Source organism: Qipengyuania sp. JC766 (genome assembly GCF_040717445.1).
Lineage (GTDB): Bacteria > Pseudomonadota > Alphaproteobacteria > Sphingomonadales > Sphingomonadaceae > JC766.
This window is the reverse complement of the sequence record NZ_JBFEFL010000001.1, coordinates 420,545-440,382: the sequence shown is the minus strand read 5'-3', so window position 1 is coordinate 440,382 and position 19,838 is coordinate 420,545. Positions and strand designations below refer to the sequence as shown.

The window sequence follows — 19,838 nt, the reverse complement described above, 5'->3', positions numbered from 1 at the left end:
GTTAGTTCACCTTTCCAATGCAATAATCTGAATAGTCGTCATTTCTTCGATCCGGGGAGGCCCGGGAGGCCGGGCGGCAGGCCGCCTTTCGGACCGCCGAGGCCGGGCATGGCGGCGTCCATGCCGCCCTTGCCGAACATCGCGGCAAGGCCCTTGAGCCCGCCCATCTTCCTGATCTGCTTCATCGCGCGCGACATTTCCTGATGCATCTTGAGCAGGCGGTTCACGTCCTGCACCTGAAGCCCGCTGCCCGCCGCCACGCGCTTCTTGCGTTTCGCATTCAGCAGCGCGGGGTTCGCGCGTTCCTTGGCGGTCATCGATCCGATGATCGCGTCCATGTGGACCAGCACCTTGTCGTCCATGTTGCTCTGCTGGAGCGCGGCCTTGGCCTTCTTCATGCCCGGCAGCATCCCGGCTAGCATGCCCAGCCCGCCCATCTGGTTCATCTGGCGCAGCTGCGTGCGCAGATCGTTGAGGTCGAACTGGCCCTTCGCCATGCGCTTGGCGAGCGCCTCGGCCTCTTCCTCCTTGACCACGCTGGCGGCGCGCTCGACGAGGCTGACCACGTCGCCCATGCCCAGGATGCGGTCCGCGACCCGCTTCGGATGGAACTGCTCCAGCGCGTCCAGCTTTTCGCCCGTGCCGGCAAACTTGATCGGCTTGCCGGTGACATGCCGCATCGAAAGCGCCGCACCGCCGCGCGCATCGCCGTCCATCCGGGTCAGCACGACGCCGGTCAGCGGCACCTCGTCGGTGAAGCTCTTGGCGACGTTGACCGCGTCCTGCCCGGTCAGGCTGTCCACCACCAGCAGCACCTCGGTCGGCGCGGATACGCCGGCGACGGCCTTCATCTCGGCCATCAGCGCTTCGTCGACATGCAGGCGGCCCGCGGTGTCGAGCAGCAGCACGTCGGCGGATTGCAGCTTGGCGACGTCCATCGCGCGGCGCGCGATATCGACCGGCTGCTGCCCCTGCACGATCGGCAGCGTCGCCACCTCGACCTGCTCGCCCAGCACCGCCAGCTGCTCCTGCGCGGCCGGGCGATTGACGTCGAGCGAAGCCATCAGCGCCTTGCGCCCGTGCTTCTCCTTGATGAACTTGCCGAGCTTGGCGGTCGTGGTCGTCTTGCCCGAACCCTGCAGGCCGACCATCATGATCACGACCGGCGGCTTGGCCTCGAGGATAAGCCCTTCGGTCTCCTCCCCCCCGAGCATCTCGACCAGCTCGTCGCTGACGATCTTGACGACCTGCTGGCCCGGGGTGACCGATTTGAGGACGTCCGCGCCGATCGCCTTTTCGGTCACCGCGTCGATGAAGCGGCGGACCACCGGCAGCGCGACGTCCGCTTCCAGCAGGGCGACGCGCACTTCGCGCATGGCTTCGCGCACGTCGCCTTCGCTGAGCGCACCGCGCCCGCGAAGCCGGTCGAACACACCGCCGAGACGATCGGACAGGTTATCGAACATGTACGCTCCAGACTCCTTCCCGGCGCGCCGGCCGGGATAAACGCGAAAAACGCCGGCGGACGAAACCTCGTCGGCCAGCGTGCGGCTTTCACCACAGATGTCGATGACTGGTGGAGCCTAGCGGGATCGAACCGCTGACCTCAACACTGCCAGTGTTGCGCTCTCCCAGCTGAGCTAAGGCCCCGTTCCAGTCATGTCAGGCGAACCGTATACCAGTTCGCCACCCTTGCGGGAAGCGCCCCTTAGAAAGGGCGCAACCCGAATGCAAGCGAATTAGCTGTCGTCGCCTTCGTCGTCGCCCTTGCCCTTTTCCACGGCCAGGTCGCTCGAATCGTCGCCGAGATCGACATCCGCGTCGGGACGGTTCTCGTCCTCGTCCACGTCGTCCAGATCGTCATCGGCCAGATCGCTGTCGGCGTCGGTATCCTTGTCCTTCTTGTCCTCGTCCTCGAACGGGATCGGCTGCTTGGTCTTCAGGACCGGTTCCGGAGTCCACTCCTCACCGCATTCGATGCAGGTGACGGGGTCTTCCTTGTTCAGGTCGTAGAAGCGCGTGCCGCATTTGGGGCAGGTGCGCTTGGTACCCCATTCGGGCTTCACCATAGTAATTTCCTTTATGCGGGCGCTGCCGTGGGGCGCGCGCCGGTCTGCAATCTCGCGGGAATGATCTGGGGCCGCCGGGCCGCCGAATCAAGAATGGCGCGCGCCTTGCCACGCGCCCTCGCCGGTGTCAAAGCCGCGCCCCTATGGACAGCCAGCCCCAGCCCCGCCGTTTCGCGCCGCAAGGCCCCTTGCGCGGCCGCATCCGCGTGCCGGGCGACAAGTCGATCAGCCACCGCTCGCTGATGCTGGGCGCGCTGGCCGTTGGCGAAACGCGCGTGACCGGCCTCCTGGAAGGGGAGGACGTGCTGGCCACCGCCGCCGCGATGCGCGCCATGGGCGCGACAATCGACCGGCATGATGATGGCAGCTGGTCGATCCACGGCGTGGGCGTCGGCGGACTGCTGCAACCGACGAGCGCGCTGGAGATGGGCAATTCGGGCACCTCCACGCGCCTCCTGATGGGGCTCGTCGCCAGCCACGGCATCACCGCGGCCTTCACCGGCGATGCCAGCCTTTCCGGGCGGCCCATGGGCCGCGTGATCGAGCCGCTGTCGCAGATGGGCGCGGCCTTCACCCCATCGCCGGGCGGCACGCTGCCGCTGATGATGCGAGGCAGCCTGCCCGCCGTCCCGATCGAGTACCGCCTGCCGGTCGCCAGCGCACAGGTGAAGAGCGCGATCCTGCTCGCCGGGCTGAACACGCCGGGCATCACCACTGTCATCGAACCGGTGCCGACGCGCGACCATTCCGAACGCATGCTGCGCGGTTTCGGCGCGCAGCTGGAAGTGGACGATTCCGGGCCGGAGCGGGTCATTCGCATCACCGGCGAAGCCGACCTGAACCCGCAGACGATCGAGGTGCCCGGCGATCCGTCTTCCGCCGCCTTCTTCATAGTGGCTGCGACCATCGTGGAGGGGAGCGATCTCGTGGTCGAGAATGTCGGCCTCAACCCGACCCGCGCCGGACTGATCGCGGTGCTGCGCGACATGGGCGCCAGCATAGAGGAACTGGACCGGCGCGAAGTCGGCGGAGAACCGGTGGCGGACCTGCGCGTGCGGCACGCCGCACTGACCGGGATTGACGTCGATCCTGCGATCGCGCCCAGCATGATCGACGAGTTTCCCGTCCTGTTCGTCGCCGCCTCCCTCGCGCAAGGCACCACCCGCACCAGCGGGCTCGAGGAACTGCGGGTCAAGGAAAGCGACCGCCTCACCGCGATGGCCGATGCCTTGCAGCGCGCGGGCGCGCGCGTCACGGAAACGCAGTACGGCCTGACCATCGAAGGCACCGGCGGCGCGCCGCTGGCCGGTGGCGGTCCGGTCACTACCCATCTGGACCACCGCATCGCCATGAGCATGGCCGTGGCAGGCCTCGCCAGCGCGGACGGGGTCGAGATCGACAGCGCCGCGCCCATTGCCACCAGTTTCCCCGGTTTCGCCGAACTGCTGGCGGAGGCAGGATCGTGAGCGGGCTCGTGGCAGGGCTCGACTGGGCGAGCTGGGTCGGCTTCGCCGGCACCGCCTGCATCATCGGCGCCTATGCCTACCTGACCTTCAGGGAGCATCCCAATCCGTTCATCCTGCACGGCACCAACCTGGTGGGAGCCGCGTTGCTGACGGTATCCCTGCTCGTGCATACCAACTGGCCAAGCCTCGTCCTGGAAGGCTTCTGGGCGGCCATCGCGATCTTCGGGCTGGTCAAGGCGATCCGGACCGGGCGCAAGGGTCAGGAGCGCGAGGCATGATCATCGCCGTCGACGGACCCACCGCCTCGGGCAAGGGCACAATCGCCAAGGCACTGGCGGCGCATTTCGGGTTGCCGCATCTCGATACCGGCCTGCTCTACCGTGCGGTGGGGCGGCAGGTGTTCCTCGACGGCGGGGACCCGGACGATGCGGGCGACGCGCTGGCAGGGTGCACTTTCCCAGACAGCCTGCTGGCGGACCCGGCCCTGCGCAGCGAGGAAACGGGTGGCTTCGCCAGTCGCGTTTCCATCCACCCCGCCGTGCGCGAGGCGCTGTTCACGCGGCAGCGCGCCTTTGCCGACCAGGATGGCGGGGCGGTGCTGGACGGGCGCGATATCGGCACCGTCATCGCGCCCGATGCGCAGGTGAAACTGTTCGTCGTCGCCAGTGTCGAGGCGCGCGCCGAACGGCGCTGGAAGGAATTGCGCGGGCGCGGCGACGATATCACGCTGGAACACGTTATCGAGATGATCGAACGGCGCGATGCGCGGGACCAGGGGCGCTCCGACGCACCGCTGAAGCCTGCGTTGGATGCGGTTATGATCGACACCACCGTTCTCGACCGGGACGCGGCGATTGCCGCCGCGATCGAGGCGACCGAGCGGGCCGCGGACGATAGTGGCCACCAGGACTAGAAAACCCTGTCCTACAGGCGGCGCATTATGCCATCCGTCCGGGGATGACCGGTTATCGCCTTTCCCGCCTGCCCTTCTTCCGCGCTCCCTGCGCGAAGTTTCCACGTCCGGGACACCGTCGCACGAAAGCCACCGTTTTTTTCGCCCTGGACGGTGGTCCAGGCGGTCCATGTCTCGGTCAGTTCGTCCTTCCCCGGGGCGGTTCTGCTTGCTTTTCGCCGCATTTGGGCATAGGCGCGCGACCGTTCTCGATACCCGTTGGATTCGATGGACCCGTACGACGGCATGCGGCCCCGTGCGGCAACGGCCCTCTTGCCCCGTTTGCCCCCGCAATGGTGCGGGAGACGGGCCCAAGACCTCCGGAAAAACCGGTGGCCGGTAGCAAAACGATTGAACAGGACTGACTGACCTTATGGCAACCCAGGAAATGCCGACGCGCGACGACTTCGAAGCGCTTCTCAACGAACAACTCGGCGGTGCGGAAGACGGCGGCTTCGAAGGCCGCGTCGTCAAGGGCACCGTGACTGCGATCGAAGGCGGCAAGGCCGTCGTCGATGTGGGCCTCAAGAGCGAAGGCCGCATCGATCTCAAGGAATTCATGCGCGGCGACGGCGAGGACGATCACGGCCTCGAAGTCGGCAGCGAAGTCGAAGTGTTCGTCGACCGGGTCGAGAACGCCGACGGCGAAGCCATGCTCAGCCGCGACCGCGCCCGCCGCGAAGCCGCCTGGGACAAGCTGGAAAACGAGTTCGGCGAAAGCGCCCGCGTGGAAGGCCGCATCTTCGGCCGCGTCAAGGGTGGCTTCACCGTCGACCTGGACGGCGCCGTGGCCTTCCTGCCCGGCAGCCAGGTGGACATCCGCCCGGTGCGCGACATCACCCCGCTGATGGACGTGCCGCAGCCGTTCCAGATCCTCAAGATGGACCGTCGCCGCGGCAACATCGTCGTCTCGCGTCGCTCGATCCTCGAGGAAACGCGCGCCGAACAGCGCAGCGAGCTGATCGACCAGCTGGCCGAAGGCCAGATCATTGACGGCGTGGTCAAGAACATCACCGATTACGGTGCGTTCGTCGACTTGGGCGGCATCGACGGCCTGCTCCACGTCACCGACATGAGCTACAAGCGGGTCAACCACCCGAGCGAAGTCATCAATATCGGTGACACGGTCAGCGTGCAGATCATCCGCATCAACGCCGAAACCCAGCGCATCAGCCTGGGCATGAAGCAGCTGGAAAGCGATCCGTGGGACGGCGTCGGCGCCAAGTACCCGGTCGGCGCGAAGCTGACCGGCCAGGTGACCAACATCACCGAATACGGCGCCTTCGTGGAGCTGGAGCCGGGCATCGAAGGCCTGGTCCACGTGTCCGAAATGAGCTGGACGAAGAAGAACGTCCACCCGGGCAAGATCGTCAGCACGTCGCAGGAAGTCGACGTGGTGGTGCTCGAAGTCGATTCGGAAAAGCGCCGCATCAGCCTCGGCCTCAAGCAGGCGCAGGGCAATCCGTGGGAAGATTTCGCCGACAAGCATCCGGTCGGCTCGACCGTCAGCGGCGAAGTCAAGAACGCCACCGAGTTCGGTCTGTTCATCGGCCTCGAAGGCGACGTGGACGGCATGGTCCACATGTCCGACATCGCCTGGGGCATCTCGGGCGAGGACGCGCTGGCCCTGCACCGCAAGGGCGAGCAGGTCGATGCGGTCGTGCTCGACGTCGATGTCGAGAAGGAACGCATCAGCCTCGGCATGAAGCAGCTTGAAAAGGGTGCTCCGGGCGTGGCCGCCGCCGGCGACGGCGTGAAGCGTGGCCAGGTCGTCACCGTGACCGTGCTCGAAGTTCGCGATGGCGGGCTCGAAGTGCAGGTCGGCGACGACGGCGAGACCGGCTTCATCAAGCGCAGCGACCTCGGCCGCGACCGCGACGAACAGCGTCCGGACCGCTTCCAGGTCGGCCAGAAGGTCGATGCCAAGGTCATCGGCTTCGACCGTTCGAAGAAGCCGAACTTCTCGATCAAGGCCTATCAGATCGCCGAAGAGAAGCAGGCCGTGGAACAGTACGGCTCAGCCGACTCCGGCGCCTCGCTGGGCGACATCCTGGGCGAAGCTCTGAAGAAGAACGACTAAACGGCATTGTGCCGGACCGCTCGTGGCGGTCCGGCCATCTGCTACGGCAAGGCCCGCTCTCCCCATCCGGGAGGGCGGGCCTTTCCTATTGGGGCGCCGGTACCTAGGTTGGGCCCATGACCACGACCCTCCAGATCCACCAGTTCCCTTGCCTGTCGGACAATTATGGCTTCCTCGTCCACGATCCCGATAGCGACGAAACCGCCTGCATCGACACGCCCGAAGCGCCCGTCATCCTGCGAGAGGCGGAGACAAAAGGCTGGCGGATCACCCAGATCTGGAACACGCACTGGCACCCCGACCACGCCGGCGGCAACGAGGCGATCAAGGCCGAAACGGGATGCACGATCGTCGCGCCCGAAGCGGAGGCCGGCAAGATCACCGGGATCGACCGGACCCTGTCGCACGGCGATACGGTGACGCTGGGCCGCCACGAAGCGCGCGTCCTCGACGTGGGCGGGCACACGCTCGGCCATATCGCCTATCACTTGCCCGCGGACAATATCGCCTTTGTCGGCGACAGCGTCTTCGCGCTAGGTTGCGGACGGATGTTCGAAGGCGATCCGGAACAGTTCTGGCAGAGCCTGCAGCGCATCAAGGCCCTGCCGCCCGAGACGACGCTCTATTGCGCGCACGAATACACGGCCGCCAACGCCAGGTTCGCGCTCCATGCCGATCCGGACAACGCGGCGCTGCAGGACTATGCGAAGGAAGTCGAGAAGCGACGCGAGCGAGGCGAGCCGACCGTGCCGACGGGCCTGGAACGCGAGCTGGCGACCAACCCGTTCCTGCGTGCGGACGCCCCCGACATGCGCGAGCGATGGGGCGGTGAAACGCCAGCCGAAACCTTCGCTGCCCTGAGGGAAGCGAAGGACTCGTTCTGAAGTGAAGGTGGTGCCGGCCCTTACAGGCCGGCGATGACCTCGTCGGCCAGCTTGCGATCCGCCTCGGCGTCGTGCTTGCTGGCGATCAGAGTCCTGGCTGCCGCGGCCGCAGCGGTCGCGGCGCGCTTGCGGACATCGTCAACCGCGTCGCGCTCGGCAGCAGCGATCTTGTCTTCCGCCATACGCTGGCGGCGTTCCACCATCTCGGTGCTGTCCGCTTCCGCCTTGGCGAGGATGGCGTCGGCTTCGCGCTGTGCGTTCTCGCGCATCGTGGCGGCATCGACCTCGGCATCGGCGATCTTCTTGGTGTACTCGTCGCGCAACGCCTCGGCCTCGGCCCGGAGCTGCTTGGCTTCGTCGAGCTGGTCGCGGATCGCCTGGATGCGCGCATCGAGCCCGCCGCCGATGGTCTTGTGGACCTTAGCGACGGCAAACGCGATGACGAGCAGTACCAGCATGGCAACCGAAACCCACTGGTAGGGCGCAAGGCCCCACAGCTCGGGTTCGACATGCTTGCCGGCGCCGCCGTCGATCTCGACGATGGTTTCGGCCTCGTCGGTGGCGAAAACTGCGGGCGGGTTAGCCATGATGCATGGCCTCCTTCACGGCGGCCTTGGCGGCCGGCTTGGTCACCGAAACGCGGGCGAGCTGCTTGACGATGTCCTGTGCCGCTTCCGCGGCCACATCCTCGATCTCGGCCAGGGCCGAACCGCGCGCCTGCGCGATCTCGGCCTCCGCCGCGGTCAGCTTTGCGTCGATCCGTTCCTGGGCCGCGGACAGCTTGGTCTCGCTTTCGGCGGCAGCCTTGGCCTTCGCTTCGGCGACGACCGCCTGGGCGGCGGTACGGTTCTCGTTCTCGCGCTGGCGCCAAGCTTCTTCTTCCGCATCGGCCTGATCGCGGGCGGCTTGCGCCGCGGCGAGGTCGTCCGCGATCTTGCTGTCGCGGTCGCCGATGGTCTGCATCACGCGCGGAACCATGCCCCGCCCGACGACGAAGAAGGTGATGCCGAAGAAGACGAGCAGCCAGAATACCTGGCTGGTGAACGTTTCGGCTAGCTGATCGATCTGTGGCATTGCGTGTCCTTCGGTCGGCCGACAGTCGCCGGGCCCGGATCAACCGGGCCCGGCGGGCTGTGATCAGGCGACGAAGATCAGCAGCGCCGCGATCACGAACGCCAGCAGGCCGAGAAGTTCGGCTGCGGCGAAGCCGATGAACAGGCGGCCCTGCTGGCCGTCTGCGGCACCCGGGTTGCGCAGCGCGCCCGAGAGATACGATGCGAAGACGTTACCCACGCCCAGAGCGGCCAGACCGGCTCCGATAGCTGCGAGGCCCGCGCCGAGCATCCGTGCTGCTTCTGCTTCCATTTCGATTACTCCTTGATGATCCGTGATTTGAGAAAGAACGGGCGCGAATTCGGGCGCCCTTAGTGAAGGTTTTCCGCGTCGTTGATGTACAATGCGGTCAGCAGGGCGAAGACATATGCCTGAACGCCGGCGACGAGGATTTCCAGCGCGCTGATCGCGATCATGAGCAGGAAGCTGGGAAGCCCGGCAATAAGGCCGAAGATCGCGCCGGCATTGGTCCCGTCGATCACGAAGGACGACAGCACCTTGAGAAGAAGGTGTCCGGCCATCATCGCCACGAAAAGGCGCAGCGCGAGGCTGAAGGGGCGCACCATGAACGAGACCAGCTCGATCGGGAAGATGATGGGGATCATGGGCAGCGGCGTGCCGTGCGGCACGAACAGGCCGAAGAACTTGAAGCCGTGCTTGAAGAAGCCGACCAGCAGGACGATCGAGAAGCTGATCGCCGCCAGGACGCCCGTCACCGTGAAATGGCTGGTGAAGGTAAAGGGATGGATGCCGAAAATCCCGACCGGCATCAGGCCGAGCAGGTTGGCGAAGAGGATGAACATGAACAGGCTGAAGACGTAGGGAACGTACTTCTTCCCCGCCTTGCCGATGTTCACTTCCAGCATGTCGTCGATGAAACCGGTGAAGCTTTCCACCGCCATCTGCCAGCGGCCGGGCACCAGTTGCCGCTTCATGCCGCCCCAGACGAAGGCGATGAGCACGACAGTGGTGATCGCCATCCACAACGCGCTGTTGGTGAATGCGATGTTGATGCCGCTGCCGCCCAGTTCCCAAGCCTCGGTCCCACCGAGCGGCTTGATGGTGAACTGGTACATCGGATCGACCTTGGCCGGTTCGCCTTCGGTTGCCACGTCTGCCTAAGCCCTTAATCCCGAGTAATTCCGTCCGAAGCGCCATCCTCGTCGGACGAGGCCGGCGATGGCGACTTCGCCATCCGGAGAATGTTCCTGAAAGCCACGACTATTCCGAGGAACAGCCCCACCAACAGACCCCACGGCGACGTGCCGGCCAGCGCATCCACGCCAACGCCCAGCAACGTGCCGCCGATCAACCCGCCGAGAAGGTCCGCCAGGGCCCGGTTGCCGCTGCGATAGCTCGCGTCGGGCTTCTTGGCCTGCTGGCGTCTGCGCGTATCTTCCCGCTCGCGTGCGGCTTTCAACCGCCCCTCGAGCGCGTCGATCCGCGCATCCTCACCGATGGGTTCCCGTGCAGGTTTCTCGTCGCTCATGCCAGCCTCCTTGAAGGGAATGCGAGACACGGGCAAGAGGCACCCGCCGAGGGCGCGCACCCCTTAGGCGGCGCATGATTCCGAGTCAACCGAATGGCTGTTTTCCTGCCCTGCCCCGTTCGTCAAAGACATCAAGCCGGCGTGCAGTTCTTGCAAGTCGCGTCGAATACGCTGACAAGCCCCGCCGATGGCCGACGATCGCGCTTCGAGGAAACCCCATGACGGAAGCGGCCACCGCGCGCGCCTTCGCCAGCGCCTGCTGCATGGCGGGGCGGAAGCGCTCGCGGATTACGAAGTGCTCGAATATCTGCTGTTCGCGGCGATCCGGCAAGGCGACACCAAGCCGATTGCCAAGCGGCTGATCGACCGGTTCGGCTCTTTGTCGAAGGTCCTCAATGCCGAACCCGGCGCGCTGCAGGCGGTGGACGGCGTGGGCGAGACGACGGCTGCGGCGCTGAAGGCGGTGGCGACGGCTGCACGGCGCATGGCGCGCAATGAAGTGCAGGACAAGCCGGTCCTCGGCAGCTGGCAGGCGCTGCTGGACTATCTCGCGATAGACATGGCGCACCTGACCGTGGAGCGCGTGCGCGTGCTCTATCTCGACACGCAGAACCGCCTGATCCAGGACCACCATGTCGGCGACGGTTCGATCGACGAGGCGGCGATCCATCCGCGCGAAGTCATCCGGCGCGGACTGGACCTGGGCGCCACCGCCCTGATCCTCGTCCACAACCATCCCAGCGGCAATCCGGAGCCGAGCAGGGCCGACATCCAGATTACCAATCGCATCGCCGAAGCCGGTAGGTTGCTGGGCATCACCGTCCACGATCACGTGATCGTGGGACGGCAGGGCCACGTTTCGCTCCGGTCCAAGGGCCTTATCTGACCGGCATCAGCCGACCGGCGCGATCCCGTAGAGATTATAGTAGGCCTTCAGTTCGGGCGACTGGCGCAGCGCGCTGGCCACGAGCGCATCCCCGGCCACATCGCCCTGCTCCTGCAGGATGATGCCCTTAAGGTAACGCGACGCCGAAAGGTCGGGCGCCAGCTTGAGCGCCGCGTCCAGATCCGCCAGAGCCCCCGCCGCATCGCCCATGCGATACCGGACGAGCGCCCTGCTATCGAGGGCGTTGGCGGGATAGGCTGCGCGCTCCACGGCCCGGGTGCAGCGCTCCATCGCGCCGTCGAGGTCGACTTCAAGCGTCCCACGCAGCCAGCAGTCGGCGTTGAGGACATCCGCGCTGTTCTCCCGTTCGGCCAGCCGTTCTTCCAGGACCGCGCGCGCGGCATCGGTGTCGCCCGAGATGCCCAGCACGAAAGACCGCGCCTCGGCGTAATTGTCCATGTCATCCTCGTCGACGGGCAACAGGTCGAGCAGTTCGAGCGCCTCGTCGGTCCGGCCGGTCTGCGCCAGCATGGTCGCCTGCCACGTCGCCGTGCTGGCGGCCCCGTCCAGTTCGTAGGCGAGCGCGATATCCGCGATCGCATCGTCATGCCGGCCGAGCGAGTTCAGCAGTGTGGCGCGGGTCAGGAGGAGGTCCGCCGACGGCTCTTCCGCAATGATGCGGCTGATGTCCTGCGCGGCCAGGTCGTAGGCGAAGGTGTGCGCGAAGAAGTTGGCACGCGCCTGCAGCGGTCCGAAATCATCCTCGTCCGCATTCGCCACCGCTAGGTCGTAGGCGGCGCGGGCCTCCTGCGTCCTGCGAGTGAGTTCGGCGGGTTCGAGATCCCAGCGCCAGACCGTGTCGTCCGGCGCCCGCAGCACGATGCGGGACTTCGAAACCTTCAGCGCCCGGCGGCGCTCGTCCCCGATCTCGTCGGGTTCGACTTCGCCGAGCAGGTTGGACACCGATTCTTTCATCACGACCGTGTCGCCTTCGATCTTGGCCGATCGCGCTATGGTCGTGTTGGCGTAGGTCTCCTCCAGAGTAGTGTCGCCTTCCAGCCGGAAACCTTCCCCTCCGGCGGGAAGCTTTATCCGCATGACCGAATCCGACCTCTGGGGTCCGTAGGTCATGACCGGGATCTCGCGCCACGCCGGACGCACGCGGTTGGGCCGGAAGACCTGCCCGCCCCCGTTCGCAAGCGTCGCCTGGAAGCGGCCGTTTTCGTATCCGAAACGCGAATCGCCCACCCCGACAACCCGCACCGTGCCGATCGCGGTCGTCGCATCGTAGGACAGGTCGACATCGGTCACCTGTCCGCCGGACACCTGCCCTGCCCCGAAACTCTGCGCGATGGCCTTCTTCATTTCCGGATCGTTCTCGTCGACCACGCTTTGCAGCCGCGCACCGGAGGCGCCGGTCAGCTGCATCTCGAGTTCGAACATGATGGGAAGGTCGGCACCTGCGGACTGATCGTATGTCGCGGTCATCATTGCGTCGGCCAGCGAAGGCAGGCGCTTGTCCATCGCGACCAGGTCCGAACCCGCCGCCACGACCGGCAGCGCGTAGAAGAACGGCGGCACCTGCGACAGATTGTTGAGGCGGGTCGCCGTGCTGGTGCCGTCCAGCCAGTAATTCTCTCCGTCGATCCGGGCGCGTACGATCATATGGTCGAAATTGGCCGGCAGCGGCAGCATCTCCGGCAAGGCATCCCCGCCTTGCGTGGTGACCAGCACGACTTGCGAATCGATGCCCATCTTCTGCAGCATCGCATTCAACAGGACCGACTTGGCCTTGCAGTCCCCGTACCGCTTGGCCCAGGTGTCTTCCGCGTCCTGCGGCAGGTAGTTGCCACCGTTCAGGCCGTCCATCAGGTAGCTGACCTGGTCCTGCACGATGCGGGTCGCCATGGCGGTCCGCTCCAGCGGATCGGATGTGTCCGCCATGATCCGGGCCACGATAGCCGCGACCGCGCCGCTTTCCGGAAGCTGCGCAGCTTCGGCGTAATGCGGTGCCATCACGCGCGACAGTTCATCGTAACTGTCGAACGTACCCACCTGGAGCAGCGGGAAGCGATTGAAGCGCGAGGGCGCGTCATAAGGCATCTCGTCGCGCTTATCGATCGGGAGCGAGACGCTGACGCGGTTGTATCCGTTGGCGCGCGTCGGACTGCCGATGGCGATGTCCGGTCCCGCGCGATAGCTCACCCCGCTGCCGGTCGGCCATGAGACGATGGCGCGTCCCTGCGCGACCCGCCACGGCTTGGCGGGCAGGTACTGCACCACCTGCATCTCGTCGCCCAGCGCCTGGTCGGCCAGCGTCGTGCTGTAGGCGAAGCGCAGCATGTCCCCCTGCCTCAGGTCGGGCACGGAAACCGCCGCGGTCAGGGCTCCGTCGAGCAGGCGGCTTTCGAGATTGCGCTCGCGCCGCAGGACATCGAACGCGACGCCCTGTCCGGCGAGATCGATTTCCTTGCCGTCGCGAATGATGGAAAAGCGGTGGACGGTGATGTCGCCCTTGTCCGGCAGCCATTCGACCTGGACCGTGCCCTCGCTCGTCAGCATTTCAGGATTGTCGATCCGCACGGCCCTGTCGAAATAGGACCGGACCACCCCGTCCTCCAGCCGGTGCTGCCAGTCGTACAGCACTTCGCTGGGGCCATCCTCGATCGATCCGGCATCGATCTGCGCCACCTCCACCCAGTCGGGTGCCGGGGCATAGCGGACCTCGTCCCCGGCAAGGGCGGGCGTTGCGAGAACAAGAGCGATGGCAGACGAACCGATCAGACGGACCATTGAGACTCCGAAGCAAAGTTTTCAGCCGAAAACGGCAGTTTGGACAGTACAATGGCGCCGGGTCGATGCAAAGCAATTAACATGTGAGGCGATGCGCGAACCGGGCACCTTGCCATGACCACGGCCAGCCCCTAGCCGCTCCTGCGTCGCTGCAACGCATCTACCGGAGTCTTCGATGGTCCCCCGCTACGCCCGTCCCGCCATGACCGCTCTCTGGGAGCCGGAAGCGAAATACCGCATCTGGTTCGAGATTGAGGCCCATGCGACCCAGAAGCTGGGCGAGCTCGGCGTGGTACCGGACAGCGCGGCCAAGGCGCTGTGGGACTGGTGGGAGAACGACCCGAAGATCGACGTTGCTGCGATCGACGCGATCGAGGCCGTGACCAAGCACGACGTCATCGCCTTCCTGACCTGGGTTTCCGAACAGGTCGGCGAGGAAGCGCGCTTCATGCACCAGGGCATGACCAGTTCCGACGTGCTGGACACGACGCTGGCCGTGCAGTTGGCGCGCGCGTCCGACATGCTTCTGGAAGACCTGGACCTGCTGCTGGCGGCGCTGCGGCGGCGGGCGGAAGAACACAAGTACACGCCCACCATCGGGCGCAGCCACGGCATCCATGCGGAACCGACCACGTTCGGCCTCAAGCTGGCGCAGGCGTATGCCGAGTTCGCCCGCTGCCGTAAGCGGCTGGTCGCCGCGCGCGAGGAAATCGCGACCTGCGCGATCAGCGGCGCGGTCGGCACCTTCGCCAACATCGCACCCGAGGTGGAAGAGCACGTGGCGGAGCGCCTCGGCCTGAAGGTCGAGCCGGTCAGCACCCAGGTCATCCCGCGCGACCGTCACGCGATGTATTTCGCGACGCTGGCCGTCATCGCCAGTTGCATCGAGCGGCTCGCGGTCGAGATCCGCCATCTCCAGCGTACCGAGGTGCTGGAAGCGGAGGAGTATTTCTCCCCCGGCCAGAAGGGTTCGAGCGCGATGCCGCACAAGCGCAACCCGATCCTGACCGAGAACCTGACCGGCCAGGCCCGGATGATCCGCGCCTACGCCCTGCCCGCGCTGGAAAACGTGGCCCTGTGGCACGAACGGGACATCAGCCATTCCAGCGTCGAGCGCTTCATCGGCCCCGACGCGACCATCACGCTCGACTTCTCGCTCGCCCGGCTGACCGGCGTGGTCGACAAGCTGCTGGTCTATCCCGAGAGGATGCAGGCGAACATGGACCGGATGGGCGGTCTCATCCACTCGCAGCGCGTGCTGCTCGCCCTCACCCAGGCCGGGGTGAGCCGAGAGGATGCCTACCGGCTGGTTCAGCGCAACGCGATGAAGGTGTGGGAATCGGACGGCAAGCTGCAATTGCGCGACCTGCTGAAGCAGGACGGGGAAGTGACCGCCGCGCTGTCGGCCGAGGAAATCGATGCCAAGTTCGATCTCGACTATCACTTCCGGCAGGTCGACACGATTTTCGAGCGGGTCTTCGGCTGACCGTTGCGGGGAACCTCTCCGGATGGTTTTGCTTTTTACGCCCGCCGTCCTAGAAACGGGCGCTGAGGAGAGCTGCCGATGAATATCGTCCGTACCGTGTTCTGGGTCCTGCTGACCGTCGCTGTCTGCCTGTTCGTGTTCATGAACTGGAGCGAACCGCAGGACGTGCGCATCTGGCCGCAGGGCAACGGGCAGTATTTCCTCTTCGAATGGCCGGTCGGCTTCATCGCGATCGCCTTTTTCCTGCTCGGCCTCGTGCCGACCTGGCTGTATTATCGCGGCATCAAGTGGAACCTCAAACGCCGGATCCGCGCGCTCGAAAGCGCCGCGCGCGCAACGGCTGCGGCCCCTGCCGAACCCGTCGTCCGGGAGCCGGTGATCGACCGGCCCAGCAGCGAGGACGGCCGCACCCTCGCCCCCGAGGATCGCCCGCACTCGTGAGCAACCCCGTCTACCTCGCGCTCGACGTCCCGCGGATCGACGCGGCCAAGGCGCTGGCGCAGAAGGTGAAGGCACATGTCGGCGGCCTGAAGCTGGGGCTGGAGTTCTTCTACGCCCACGGCAGCCACGGGGTGCACGAACTGGCGCAGGTCGGCTTGCCGATCTTCCTCGACCTCAAGCTGCACGACATTCCCAATACCGTCGCAGGCGCGATGCAGGCGATCCACGTCCTGGAGCCAGCCATCGTGACCGTCCACGCCAGCGGGGGACGCGCCATGATGGAAGACGCGAAGGCGGCCGCTGCGGAAGGCACGAGGGTCGTCGCCGTGACCATGCTCACCAGCCTCGACGAGCGCGACATGGCGCGTACCGGCGTCGGCGGCTCACCGCACGACCAGGTCATGCGGCTCGCAGACCTCGCCCAGAGCGCTGGCCTCGACGGGATCGTATGCTCCGGACAGGAAGTCGGCGCGGTCAAGGACCAATGGAAGAACGGTTTCTTCGTCGTCCCCGGCCTGCGCCCGGACGGCAAGGCGACCGGCGACCAGAAACGCGTGGTGACCCCGCGCCAGGCGCGCGACGACGGGGCCAGCGTACTCGTCATCGGCCGTCCCATCAGCCGCGCGGAAGACCCGCTGCAGGCCGCCCGCGATATCGAGGCGACGCTCTAGGTTCCATTTTCAAATCCACCACTGGGAAGGGTTCAAGTCATGCGGGGAGTTTTCATCACGGCGGCGCTGGGCCTCTTTCTGACGGTGCCGGCACAGGCGCAGGATACGCGCGGGCTCAGCATGTTCGCGCTCGATCCGGCGTCCACCGGCAATGCGATTTTGACAGTGGACGGCAAGGCCGAAGTCCGGCGTGCGCCCGACCTTGCCATTTCCACCATCGGCGTCGCCACCACGGCGGCCAGCGCGCAGGATGCGGCGCGCGACAATGCGCAGAAGATGGCGCGCGTGATAGCTGAGTTGAAGGCACAGGGCATCGCGGAACGCGATATCCAGACCAGCGCGCTTTCCATCACACCGGTGATGAACACGGACTACGGCAATCCCTACGCTATGACCCTCGCATCGAACTCGCTTGCAGAGACGGTGGCGGCAGATGCTGAAGCCGCGATGGCAGGCGATGCAGTTGCAGATGCGGCAGCCGCTGCTGCGCTCGATGAATATGCGGCACCAAGGATCGTCGGCTATCAGGCGAGCAACGTCCTGCGCGTGCGCCAGTCCGATACCGACGGTTACGGCGCGCTGATTGACCGGGTGATCGCAGCCGGCGCAAACTCGATCGGAGGCCCGGCCTTCCAAATCGAAGATTCGTCCGCGATCGAGGAGGAGGTCCGCCTTCTCGCGATTGCCGATGCCCGCCGCCGTGCCGAAATCTACGCCGCCGCCGCCGGCCTCAGGATCAAGCGGATCGTGGCGATGGACGAAGGTCGGATTTCGGGGCTCGGCACGGGATATGACTACGACTATAATATGGGTTTCGCCGATATGGCGGTGTCCTTACCCGCACTGGCCTCTACCAGCGTCTCACCCGGCGAACTGACGATCACGGCATCCGTCGGAGTCATGTTCGAACTCGAACCGCTCTGACATCTCCGAATTTACTTACATCGCGCCTTCGGACTCTGCGGCCCGTGCAGCATCCTCCATTACCCCCCTCATGAGATCGTCAGACCGGACATTCCATCCGACCAATTCCAGTTCGTCGTCCCGCGCGATGAAGGTAAAGACTTCGTTCGCCAGTCCTTTCTCGAAATGGGATTTCGTCGTGACTACGGTGAAGCTGCCGTTGAGGTTGCTGTTCATGTTGATGCCGATCTGCTCGGACTCTTCCATCTGCCCGAGATTGCGACGCACCATGTCGATGAGCTGCTGTAGATCTTCCCGCGACGCTGAGTCCTTGAATTCCTGACCTGTCCTCTGCCAGATCGCATCGTCGCGCTGCGCGTTGTAATCGGCATGAAACCTCTCGATTTTCTCGCTCGCCTCGTCTGCGCGCTCGATCGGGTTGCACGCCATGACGATCACGGCCCCCAGCAAGACCGCAAGATATCGCATTCGTCGCATCATTGCGTCCCCTTCCCTTCCATCCTGCCTGTCCCGTCTCACGGCCGCAACACGTAAGTCTTTGCGATCCGGCGCCGCGCACCCTAGTTCGGCCCGATGTCACCTTCGATCAAGATTTGCGGCCTGCGGGACGAAGCCACTCTGGGCGCGGCGCTGGATGCGGACGCCAGCCATGTCGGCTTCGTCCATTTCGAACCCAGCCCTCGCCATGTCTCGCTGGAAGACGCGGGCCGCCTGCGCGCGCTCGCGCGCGGACGGGCGAAGGCGGTGTTGCTGCTGGTCACCGCGGACCTAGAGACCACCGTAAGGGCGATCGAGGCGGTCAAACCCGACGTGATCCAGTTCCACGGCAACGAGACCCCCGAATGGTCCGGCCTCATCCGGCAGCGCGCGAAGGTGGAGGTGTGGAAGGCGCTGGGAGTCAAGGACGCCGAAACGCTCGCAAAATCGCGCCGCTTCGAAGGCCATGTGGACCGGTTGCTGTTCGACGCCCCGGCGCGCAAGCTTCCGGGCGGCAATGGCGAGGCATTCGACTGGCGGCTGCTGGCCGATTTCGACCATACCATTCCCTGGGGCCTCGCCGGCGGCCTGACCCCCGACAACGTGGCAGCTGCCATAGCGGCCACGGGCGCGGAGCTGGTCGACACGTCCAGCGGGGTCGAAAGCGCGCCCGGCGTGAAGGACGTGGACAGGATTGCGGCGTTCTGCGAAGCGGCACGGTCCGTATGACAGATCAAGCCAGCCCTTCCCAGATGACCCCTCCCCCCGCCAAGGCGAACAGCTATCGGCAGATGCCGGATTCGCGCGGCCATTTCGGCGATTACGGCGGGCGCTATGTCGCCGAAACGCTAATGCCGCTGGTGCTGGACCTGGAACGCGAATACCGCGCTGCGCAGGCCGACCCCGCATTCGCCGCGCAGTTCGACGACCTGCTGGAACATTACGTGGGCCGCCCCAGCCCGCTCTATTTCGCGGAACGGCTGACCGACGCGCTGGGCGGCGCGCGGATCTGGTTCAAGCGGGACGAGCTGAACCATACCGGCGCGCACAAGATCAACAATTGCATCGGGCAGATCCTGCTCGCCATCCGCATGGGCAAGTCCCGCATCATCGCGGAAACCGGCGCGGGCCAGCACGGGGTCGCCACGGCCACGGTCTGCGCGCGCTTCGGCCTGCCCTGCGTCGTCTTCATGGGTGCGGAGGATGTGCGCCGCCAGTCGCCCAATGTGTTCCGCATGAAGCTGCTCGGCGCCGAAGTTCGCCCCGTTACCAGCGGGCGCGGCACGCTGAAGGATGCCATGAACGAGGCGCTGCGCGACTGGGTCGCAAATGTGGAGGATACCTTCTACATCATCGGCACCGCTGCCGGCCCCCATCCCTACCCTGAGCTTGTGCGCGATTTCCAGAGCGTGATCGGCAAGGAAGCGAGAGCGCAGATGCAGGACCGCACCGGCCGCCTGCCGGACCTGCTGGTCGCCGCGATCGGCGGCGGGTCCAACGCGCTCGGCCTGTTCCACCCATTCCTCGACGATCCGGACGTGAAGATGCTGGGCGTCGAAGCGGCGGGCCACGGCCTCGACGGGGACGAACACGCCGCCAGCCTGCTCGGCGGTTTCCCCGGCGTTCTGCACGGCAACCGCACCTACCTGCTGCAGGACGATGACGGCCAGATCACCGAAGGCCACTCGATCAGCGCCGGCCTCGACTATCCCGGCATCGGCCCGGAACACGCCTGGCTTAAGGACAGCGGGCGCGTGGAATACACCGCCATCACCGACGAGGAGGCGCTGGAAGCCTTCCAGCTCCTCTGCCGAACCGAAGGAATCATCCCCGCGCTGGAGCCCAGTCACGCCATCGCGGCAGTCGCCAAGCGGGCGAAGGAAATGGACAAGGACGCGATCATCCTCGCGAATTTGTGCGGCCGCGGCGACAAGGACATCTTCACCGTGGCCGAGCGGCTGGGCGTGGAGATGTGAAGATAGCAAGCTTTCTTGACGAACTCCGCGGACTGAGGCGCGATTGGCAAGATCCTGATTTCAGAAAAGGTTTTTGGGTCGGTTTCCGCCCCTACCTTTTCGCTATTCCAATCTATCTAATAGCCGGAATT

At 65.7% G+C, this 19,838-nt stretch carries 21 protein-coding genes and 1 tRNA gene; 12 read left to right on the top strand and 10 right to left on the bottom strand.

Going from position 1 to position 19,838, the window contains the following annotated elements; genetic code table 11:
- Positions 1-38 precede the first annotated feature (38 nt).
- The 3 genes from ffh to AB1K63_RS02180 all read right to left on the bottom strand — a co-directional run bounded on the left by ffh (position 39) and on the right by AB1K63_RS02180 (position 2,069).
- Positions 39-1,466: a signal recognition particle protein gene (gene ffh / locus AB1K63_RS02190; protein ID WP_366958285.1), complete on the bottom strand. Its 1,428-nt coding sequence runs from the start codon at positions 1,464-1,466 to the stop codon at positions 39-41.
- Positions 1,467-1,574: 108 nt separating this feature from the next.
- Positions 1,575-1,650 (bottom strand) — tRNA-Ala (locus AB1K63_RS02185).
- Positions 1,651-1,739: 89 nt separating this feature from the next.
- Positions 1,740-2,069, bottom strand: coding sequence for a TIGR02300 family protein (locus AB1K63_RS02180; protein ID WP_366958284.1), 330 nt, complete (start codon positions 2,067-2,069; stop codon positions 1,740-1,742).
- Between the two features lie 143 nt (positions 2,070-2,212).
- Between AB1K63_RS02180 and aroA the strand changes: the two genes are divergently transcribed.
- From aroA to gloB, 5 genes are all read left to right on the top strand, one after another.
- On the top strand, positions 2,213-3,535 hold the full coding sequence (gene aroA, locus AB1K63_RS02175; protein ID WP_366958283.1) for a 3-phosphoshikimate 1-carboxyvinyltransferase: 1,323 nt from the start codon (positions 2,213-2,215) through the stop codon (positions 3,533-3,535).
- Complete coding sequence (locus AB1K63_RS02170; RefSeq protein ID WP_366958282.1) at positions 3,532-3,813, top strand: permease; 282 nt, start codon at positions 3,532-3,534, stop codon at positions 3,811-3,813. The genes aroA and AB1K63_RS02170 overlap by 4 nt, the downstream gene beginning before the upstream one ends.
- A complete protein-coding gene (locus AB1K63_RS02165; protein WP_366958281.1) occupies positions 3,810-4,448 on the top strand; it encodes a d(CMP) kinase in 639 nt (212 codons plus the stop codon). The genes AB1K63_RS02170 and AB1K63_RS02165 overlap by 4 nt, the downstream gene beginning before the upstream one ends.
- A gap of 412 nt (positions 4,449-4,860) precedes the next feature.
- Positions 4,861-6,567 carry a 30S ribosomal protein S1 gene (gene rpsA / locus AB1K63_RS02160; RefSeq protein WP_366958280.1) on the top strand — a complete coding sequence of 569 codons (1,707 nt, stop codon included), beginning with the start codon at positions 4,861-4,863 and terminating at the stop codon, positions 6,565-6,567.
- A 116-nt stretch (positions 6,568-6,683) separates the two neighbouring features.
- On the top strand, positions 6,684-7,451 hold the full coding sequence (gloB, locus tag AB1K63_RS02155; protein ID WP_366958279.1) for a hydroxyacylglutathione hydrolase: 768 nt from the start codon (positions 6,684-6,686) through the stop codon (positions 7,449-7,451).
- 20 nt (positions 7,452-7,471) lie between these two features.
- On the opposite strand, the gene AB1K63_RS02150 is transcribed toward gloB, so the two are convergent.
- From AB1K63_RS02150 to AB1K63_RS02130, 5 genes are all read right to left on the bottom strand, one after another.
- Positions 7,472-8,038, bottom strand: a complete 567-nt coding sequence (locus AB1K63_RS02150; RefSeq protein WP_366958278.1) for a hypothetical protein — start codon at positions 8,036-8,038, stop codon at positions 7,472-7,474.
- Positions 8,031-8,525 carry an ATPase gene (locus AB1K63_RS02145; RefSeq protein ID WP_366958277.1) on the bottom strand — a complete coding sequence of 165 codons (495 nt, stop codon included), beginning with the start codon at positions 8,523-8,525 and terminating at the stop codon, positions 8,031-8,033. Before AB1K63_RS02145 ends, AB1K63_RS02150 begins: the two co-directional genes overlap by 8 nt.
- Positions 8,526-8,588: 63 nt before the next feature.
- The gene (locus tag AB1K63_RS02140; protein ID WP_366958276.1) at positions 8,589-8,816 is read right to left on the bottom strand and encodes a F0F1 ATP synthase subunit C; all 228 of its coding nucleotides are present in this window, start codon (positions 8,814-8,816) and stop codon (positions 8,589-8,591) included.
- A 59-nt stretch (positions 8,817-8,875) separates the two neighbouring features.
- A complete protein-coding gene (locus tag AB1K63_RS02135; RefSeq protein WP_366960628.1) occupies positions 8,876-9,640 on the bottom strand; it encodes a F0F1 ATP synthase subunit A in 765 nt (254 codons plus the stop codon).
- A 50-nt stretch (positions 9,641-9,690) separates the two neighbouring features.
- Positions 9,691-10,053, bottom strand: coding sequence for an AtpZ/AtpI family protein (locus AB1K63_RS02130; RefSeq protein WP_366958275.1), 363 nt, complete (start codon positions 10,051-10,053; stop codon positions 9,691-9,693).
- 187 nt (positions 10,054-10,240) lie between these two features.
- On the opposite strand from AB1K63_RS02130, the gene radC reads away from it, so the two are divergent.
- On the top strand, positions 10,241-10,939 hold the full coding sequence (gene radC, locus AB1K63_RS02125) for a DNA repair protein RadC (protein ID WP_366958274.1): 699 nt from the start codon (positions 10,241-10,243) through the stop codon (positions 10,937-10,939).
- 6 nt (positions 10,940-10,945) lie between these two features.
- On the opposite strand, the gene AB1K63_RS02120 is transcribed toward radC, so the two are convergent.
- Positions 10,946-13,732: a DUF3857 and transglutaminase domain-containing protein gene (locus tag AB1K63_RS02120; RefSeq protein WP_366958273.1), complete on the bottom strand. Its 2,787-nt coding sequence runs from the start codon at positions 13,730-13,732 to the stop codon at positions 10,946-10,948.
- A gap of 175 nt (positions 13,733-13,907) precedes the next feature.
- On the opposite strand from AB1K63_RS02120, the gene purB reads away from it, so the two are divergent.
- The 4 genes from purB (at position 13,908) to AB1K63_RS02100 (ending at position 17,254) form a co-directional block, all read left to right on the top strand.
- The gene (gene purB / locus AB1K63_RS02115; protein WP_366958272.1) at positions 13,908-15,218 is read left to right on the top strand and encodes an adenylosuccinate lyase; all 1,311 of its coding nucleotides are present in this window, start codon (positions 13,908-13,910) and stop codon (positions 15,216-15,218) included.
- A 78-nt stretch (positions 15,219-15,296) separates the two neighbouring features.
- On the top strand, positions 15,297-15,659 hold the full coding sequence (locus tag AB1K63_RS02110) for a LapA family protein (protein WP_366958271.1): 363 nt from the start codon (positions 15,297-15,299) through the stop codon (positions 15,657-15,659).
- The gene (gene pyrF, locus AB1K63_RS02105) at positions 15,656-16,330 is read left to right on the top strand and encodes an orotidine-5'-phosphate decarboxylase (protein WP_366958269.1); all 675 of its coding nucleotides are present in this window, start codon (positions 15,656-15,658) and stop codon (positions 16,328-16,330) included. Before AB1K63_RS02110 ends, pyrF begins: the two co-directional genes overlap by 4 nt.
- A gap of 39 nt (positions 16,331-16,369) precedes the next feature.
- Positions 16,370-17,254: an SIMPL domain-containing protein gene (locus tag AB1K63_RS02100; RefSeq protein ID WP_366958268.1), complete on the top strand. Its 885-nt coding sequence runs from the start codon at positions 16,370-16,372 to the stop codon at positions 17,252-17,254.
- Positions 17,255-17,269: 15 nt separating this feature from the next.
- Here the strand turns inward: AB1K63_RS02100 and AB1K63_RS02095 are convergent, their stop codons facing one another.
- A complete protein-coding gene (locus tag AB1K63_RS02095; protein WP_366958267.1) occupies positions 17,270-17,722 on the bottom strand; it encodes a hypothetical protein in 453 nt (150 codons plus the stop codon).
- 105 nt (positions 17,723-17,827) lie between these two features.
- Between AB1K63_RS02095 and AB1K63_RS02090 the strand changes: the two genes are divergently transcribed.
- A complete protein-coding gene (locus AB1K63_RS02090; protein WP_366958266.1) occupies positions 17,828-18,460 on the top strand; it encodes a phosphoribosylanthranilate isomerase in 633 nt (210 codons plus the stop codon).
- Positions 18,461-18,483: 23 nt separating this feature from the next.
- The gene (trpB, locus tag AB1K63_RS02085) at positions 18,484-19,707 is read left to right on the top strand and encodes a tryptophan synthase subunit beta (protein ID WP_366958265.1); all 1,224 of its coding nucleotides are present in this window, start codon (positions 18,484-18,486) and stop codon (positions 19,705-19,707) included.
- Positions 19,708-19,838 lie beyond the last annotated feature (131 nt).

Coding starts and splice junctions, on each gene's coding strand:
- AB1K63_RS02145 (WP_366958277.1), bottom strand. CDS start 8,525: ATGCCACAGATCGATCAGCTAGCCGAAACGTTCACCAGCCAGGTATTC.
- AB1K63_RS02090 (WP_366958266.1), top strand. CDS start 17,828: ATGTCACCTTCGATCAAGATTTGCGGCCTGCGGGACGAAGCCACTCTG.
- rpsA (WP_366958280.1), top strand. CDS start 4,861: ATGGCAACCCAGGAAATGCCGACGCGCGACGACTTCGAAGCGCTTCTC.
- AB1K63_RS02100 (WP_366958268.1), top strand. CDS start 16,370: ATGCGGGGAGTTTTCATCACGGCGGCGCTGGGCCTCTTTCTGACGGTG.
- trpB (WP_366958265.1), top strand. CDS start 18,484: ATGACCCCTCCCCCCGCCAAGGCGAACAGCTATCGGCAGATGCCGGAT.
- AB1K63_RS02165 (WP_366958281.1), top strand. CDS start 3,810: ATGATCATCGCCGTCGACGGACCCACCGCCTCGGGCAAGGGCACAATC.
- AB1K63_RS02110 (WP_366958271.1), top strand. CDS start 15,297: ATGAATATCGTCCGTACCGTGTTCTGGGTCCTGCTGACCGTCGCTGTC.
- radC (WP_366958274.1), top strand. CDS start 10,241: ATGGCCGACGATCGCGCTTCGAGGAAACCCCATGACGGAAGCGGCCAC.
- AB1K63_RS02130 (WP_366958275.1), bottom strand. CDS start 10,053: ATGAGCGACGAGAAACCTGCACGGGAACCCATCGGTGAGGATGCGCGG.
- gloB (WP_366958279.1), top strand. CDS start 6,684: ATGACCACGACCCTCCAGATCCACCAGTTCCCTTGCCTGTCGGACAAT.
- AB1K63_RS02140 (WP_366958276.1), bottom strand. CDS start 8,816: ATGGAAGCAGAAGCAGCACGGATGCTCGGCGCGGGCCTCGCAGCTATC.
- aroA (WP_366958283.1), top strand. CDS start 2,213: ATGGACAGCCAGCCCCAGCCCCGCCGTTTCGCGCCGCAAGGCCCCTTG.
- ffh (WP_366958285.1), bottom strand. CDS start 1,466: ATGTTCGATAACCTGTCCGATCGTCTCGGCGGTGTGTTCGACCGGCTT.
- AB1K63_RS02120 (WP_366958273.1), bottom strand. CDS start 13,732: ATGGTCCGTCTGATCGGTTCGTCTGCCATCGCTCTTGTTCTCGCAACG.
- AB1K63_RS02150 (WP_366958278.1), bottom strand. CDS start 8,038: ATGGCTAACCCGCCCGCAGTTTTCGCCACCGACGAGGCCGAAACCATC.
- purB (WP_366958272.1), top strand. CDS start 13,908: ATGGTCCCCCGCTACGCCCGTCCCGCCATGACCGCTCTCTGGGAGCCG.
- AB1K63_RS02135 (WP_366960628.1), bottom strand. CDS start 9,640: ATGTACCAGTTCACCATCAAGCCGCTCGGTGGGACCGAGGCTTGGGAA.
- AB1K63_RS02095 (WP_366958267.1), bottom strand. CDS start 17,722: ATGCGATATCTTGCGGTCTTGCTGGGGGCCGTGATCGTCATGGCGTGC.
- AB1K63_RS02180 (WP_366958284.1), bottom strand. CDS start 2,069: ATGGTGAAGCCCGAATGGGGTACCAAGCGCACCTGCCCCAAATGCGGC.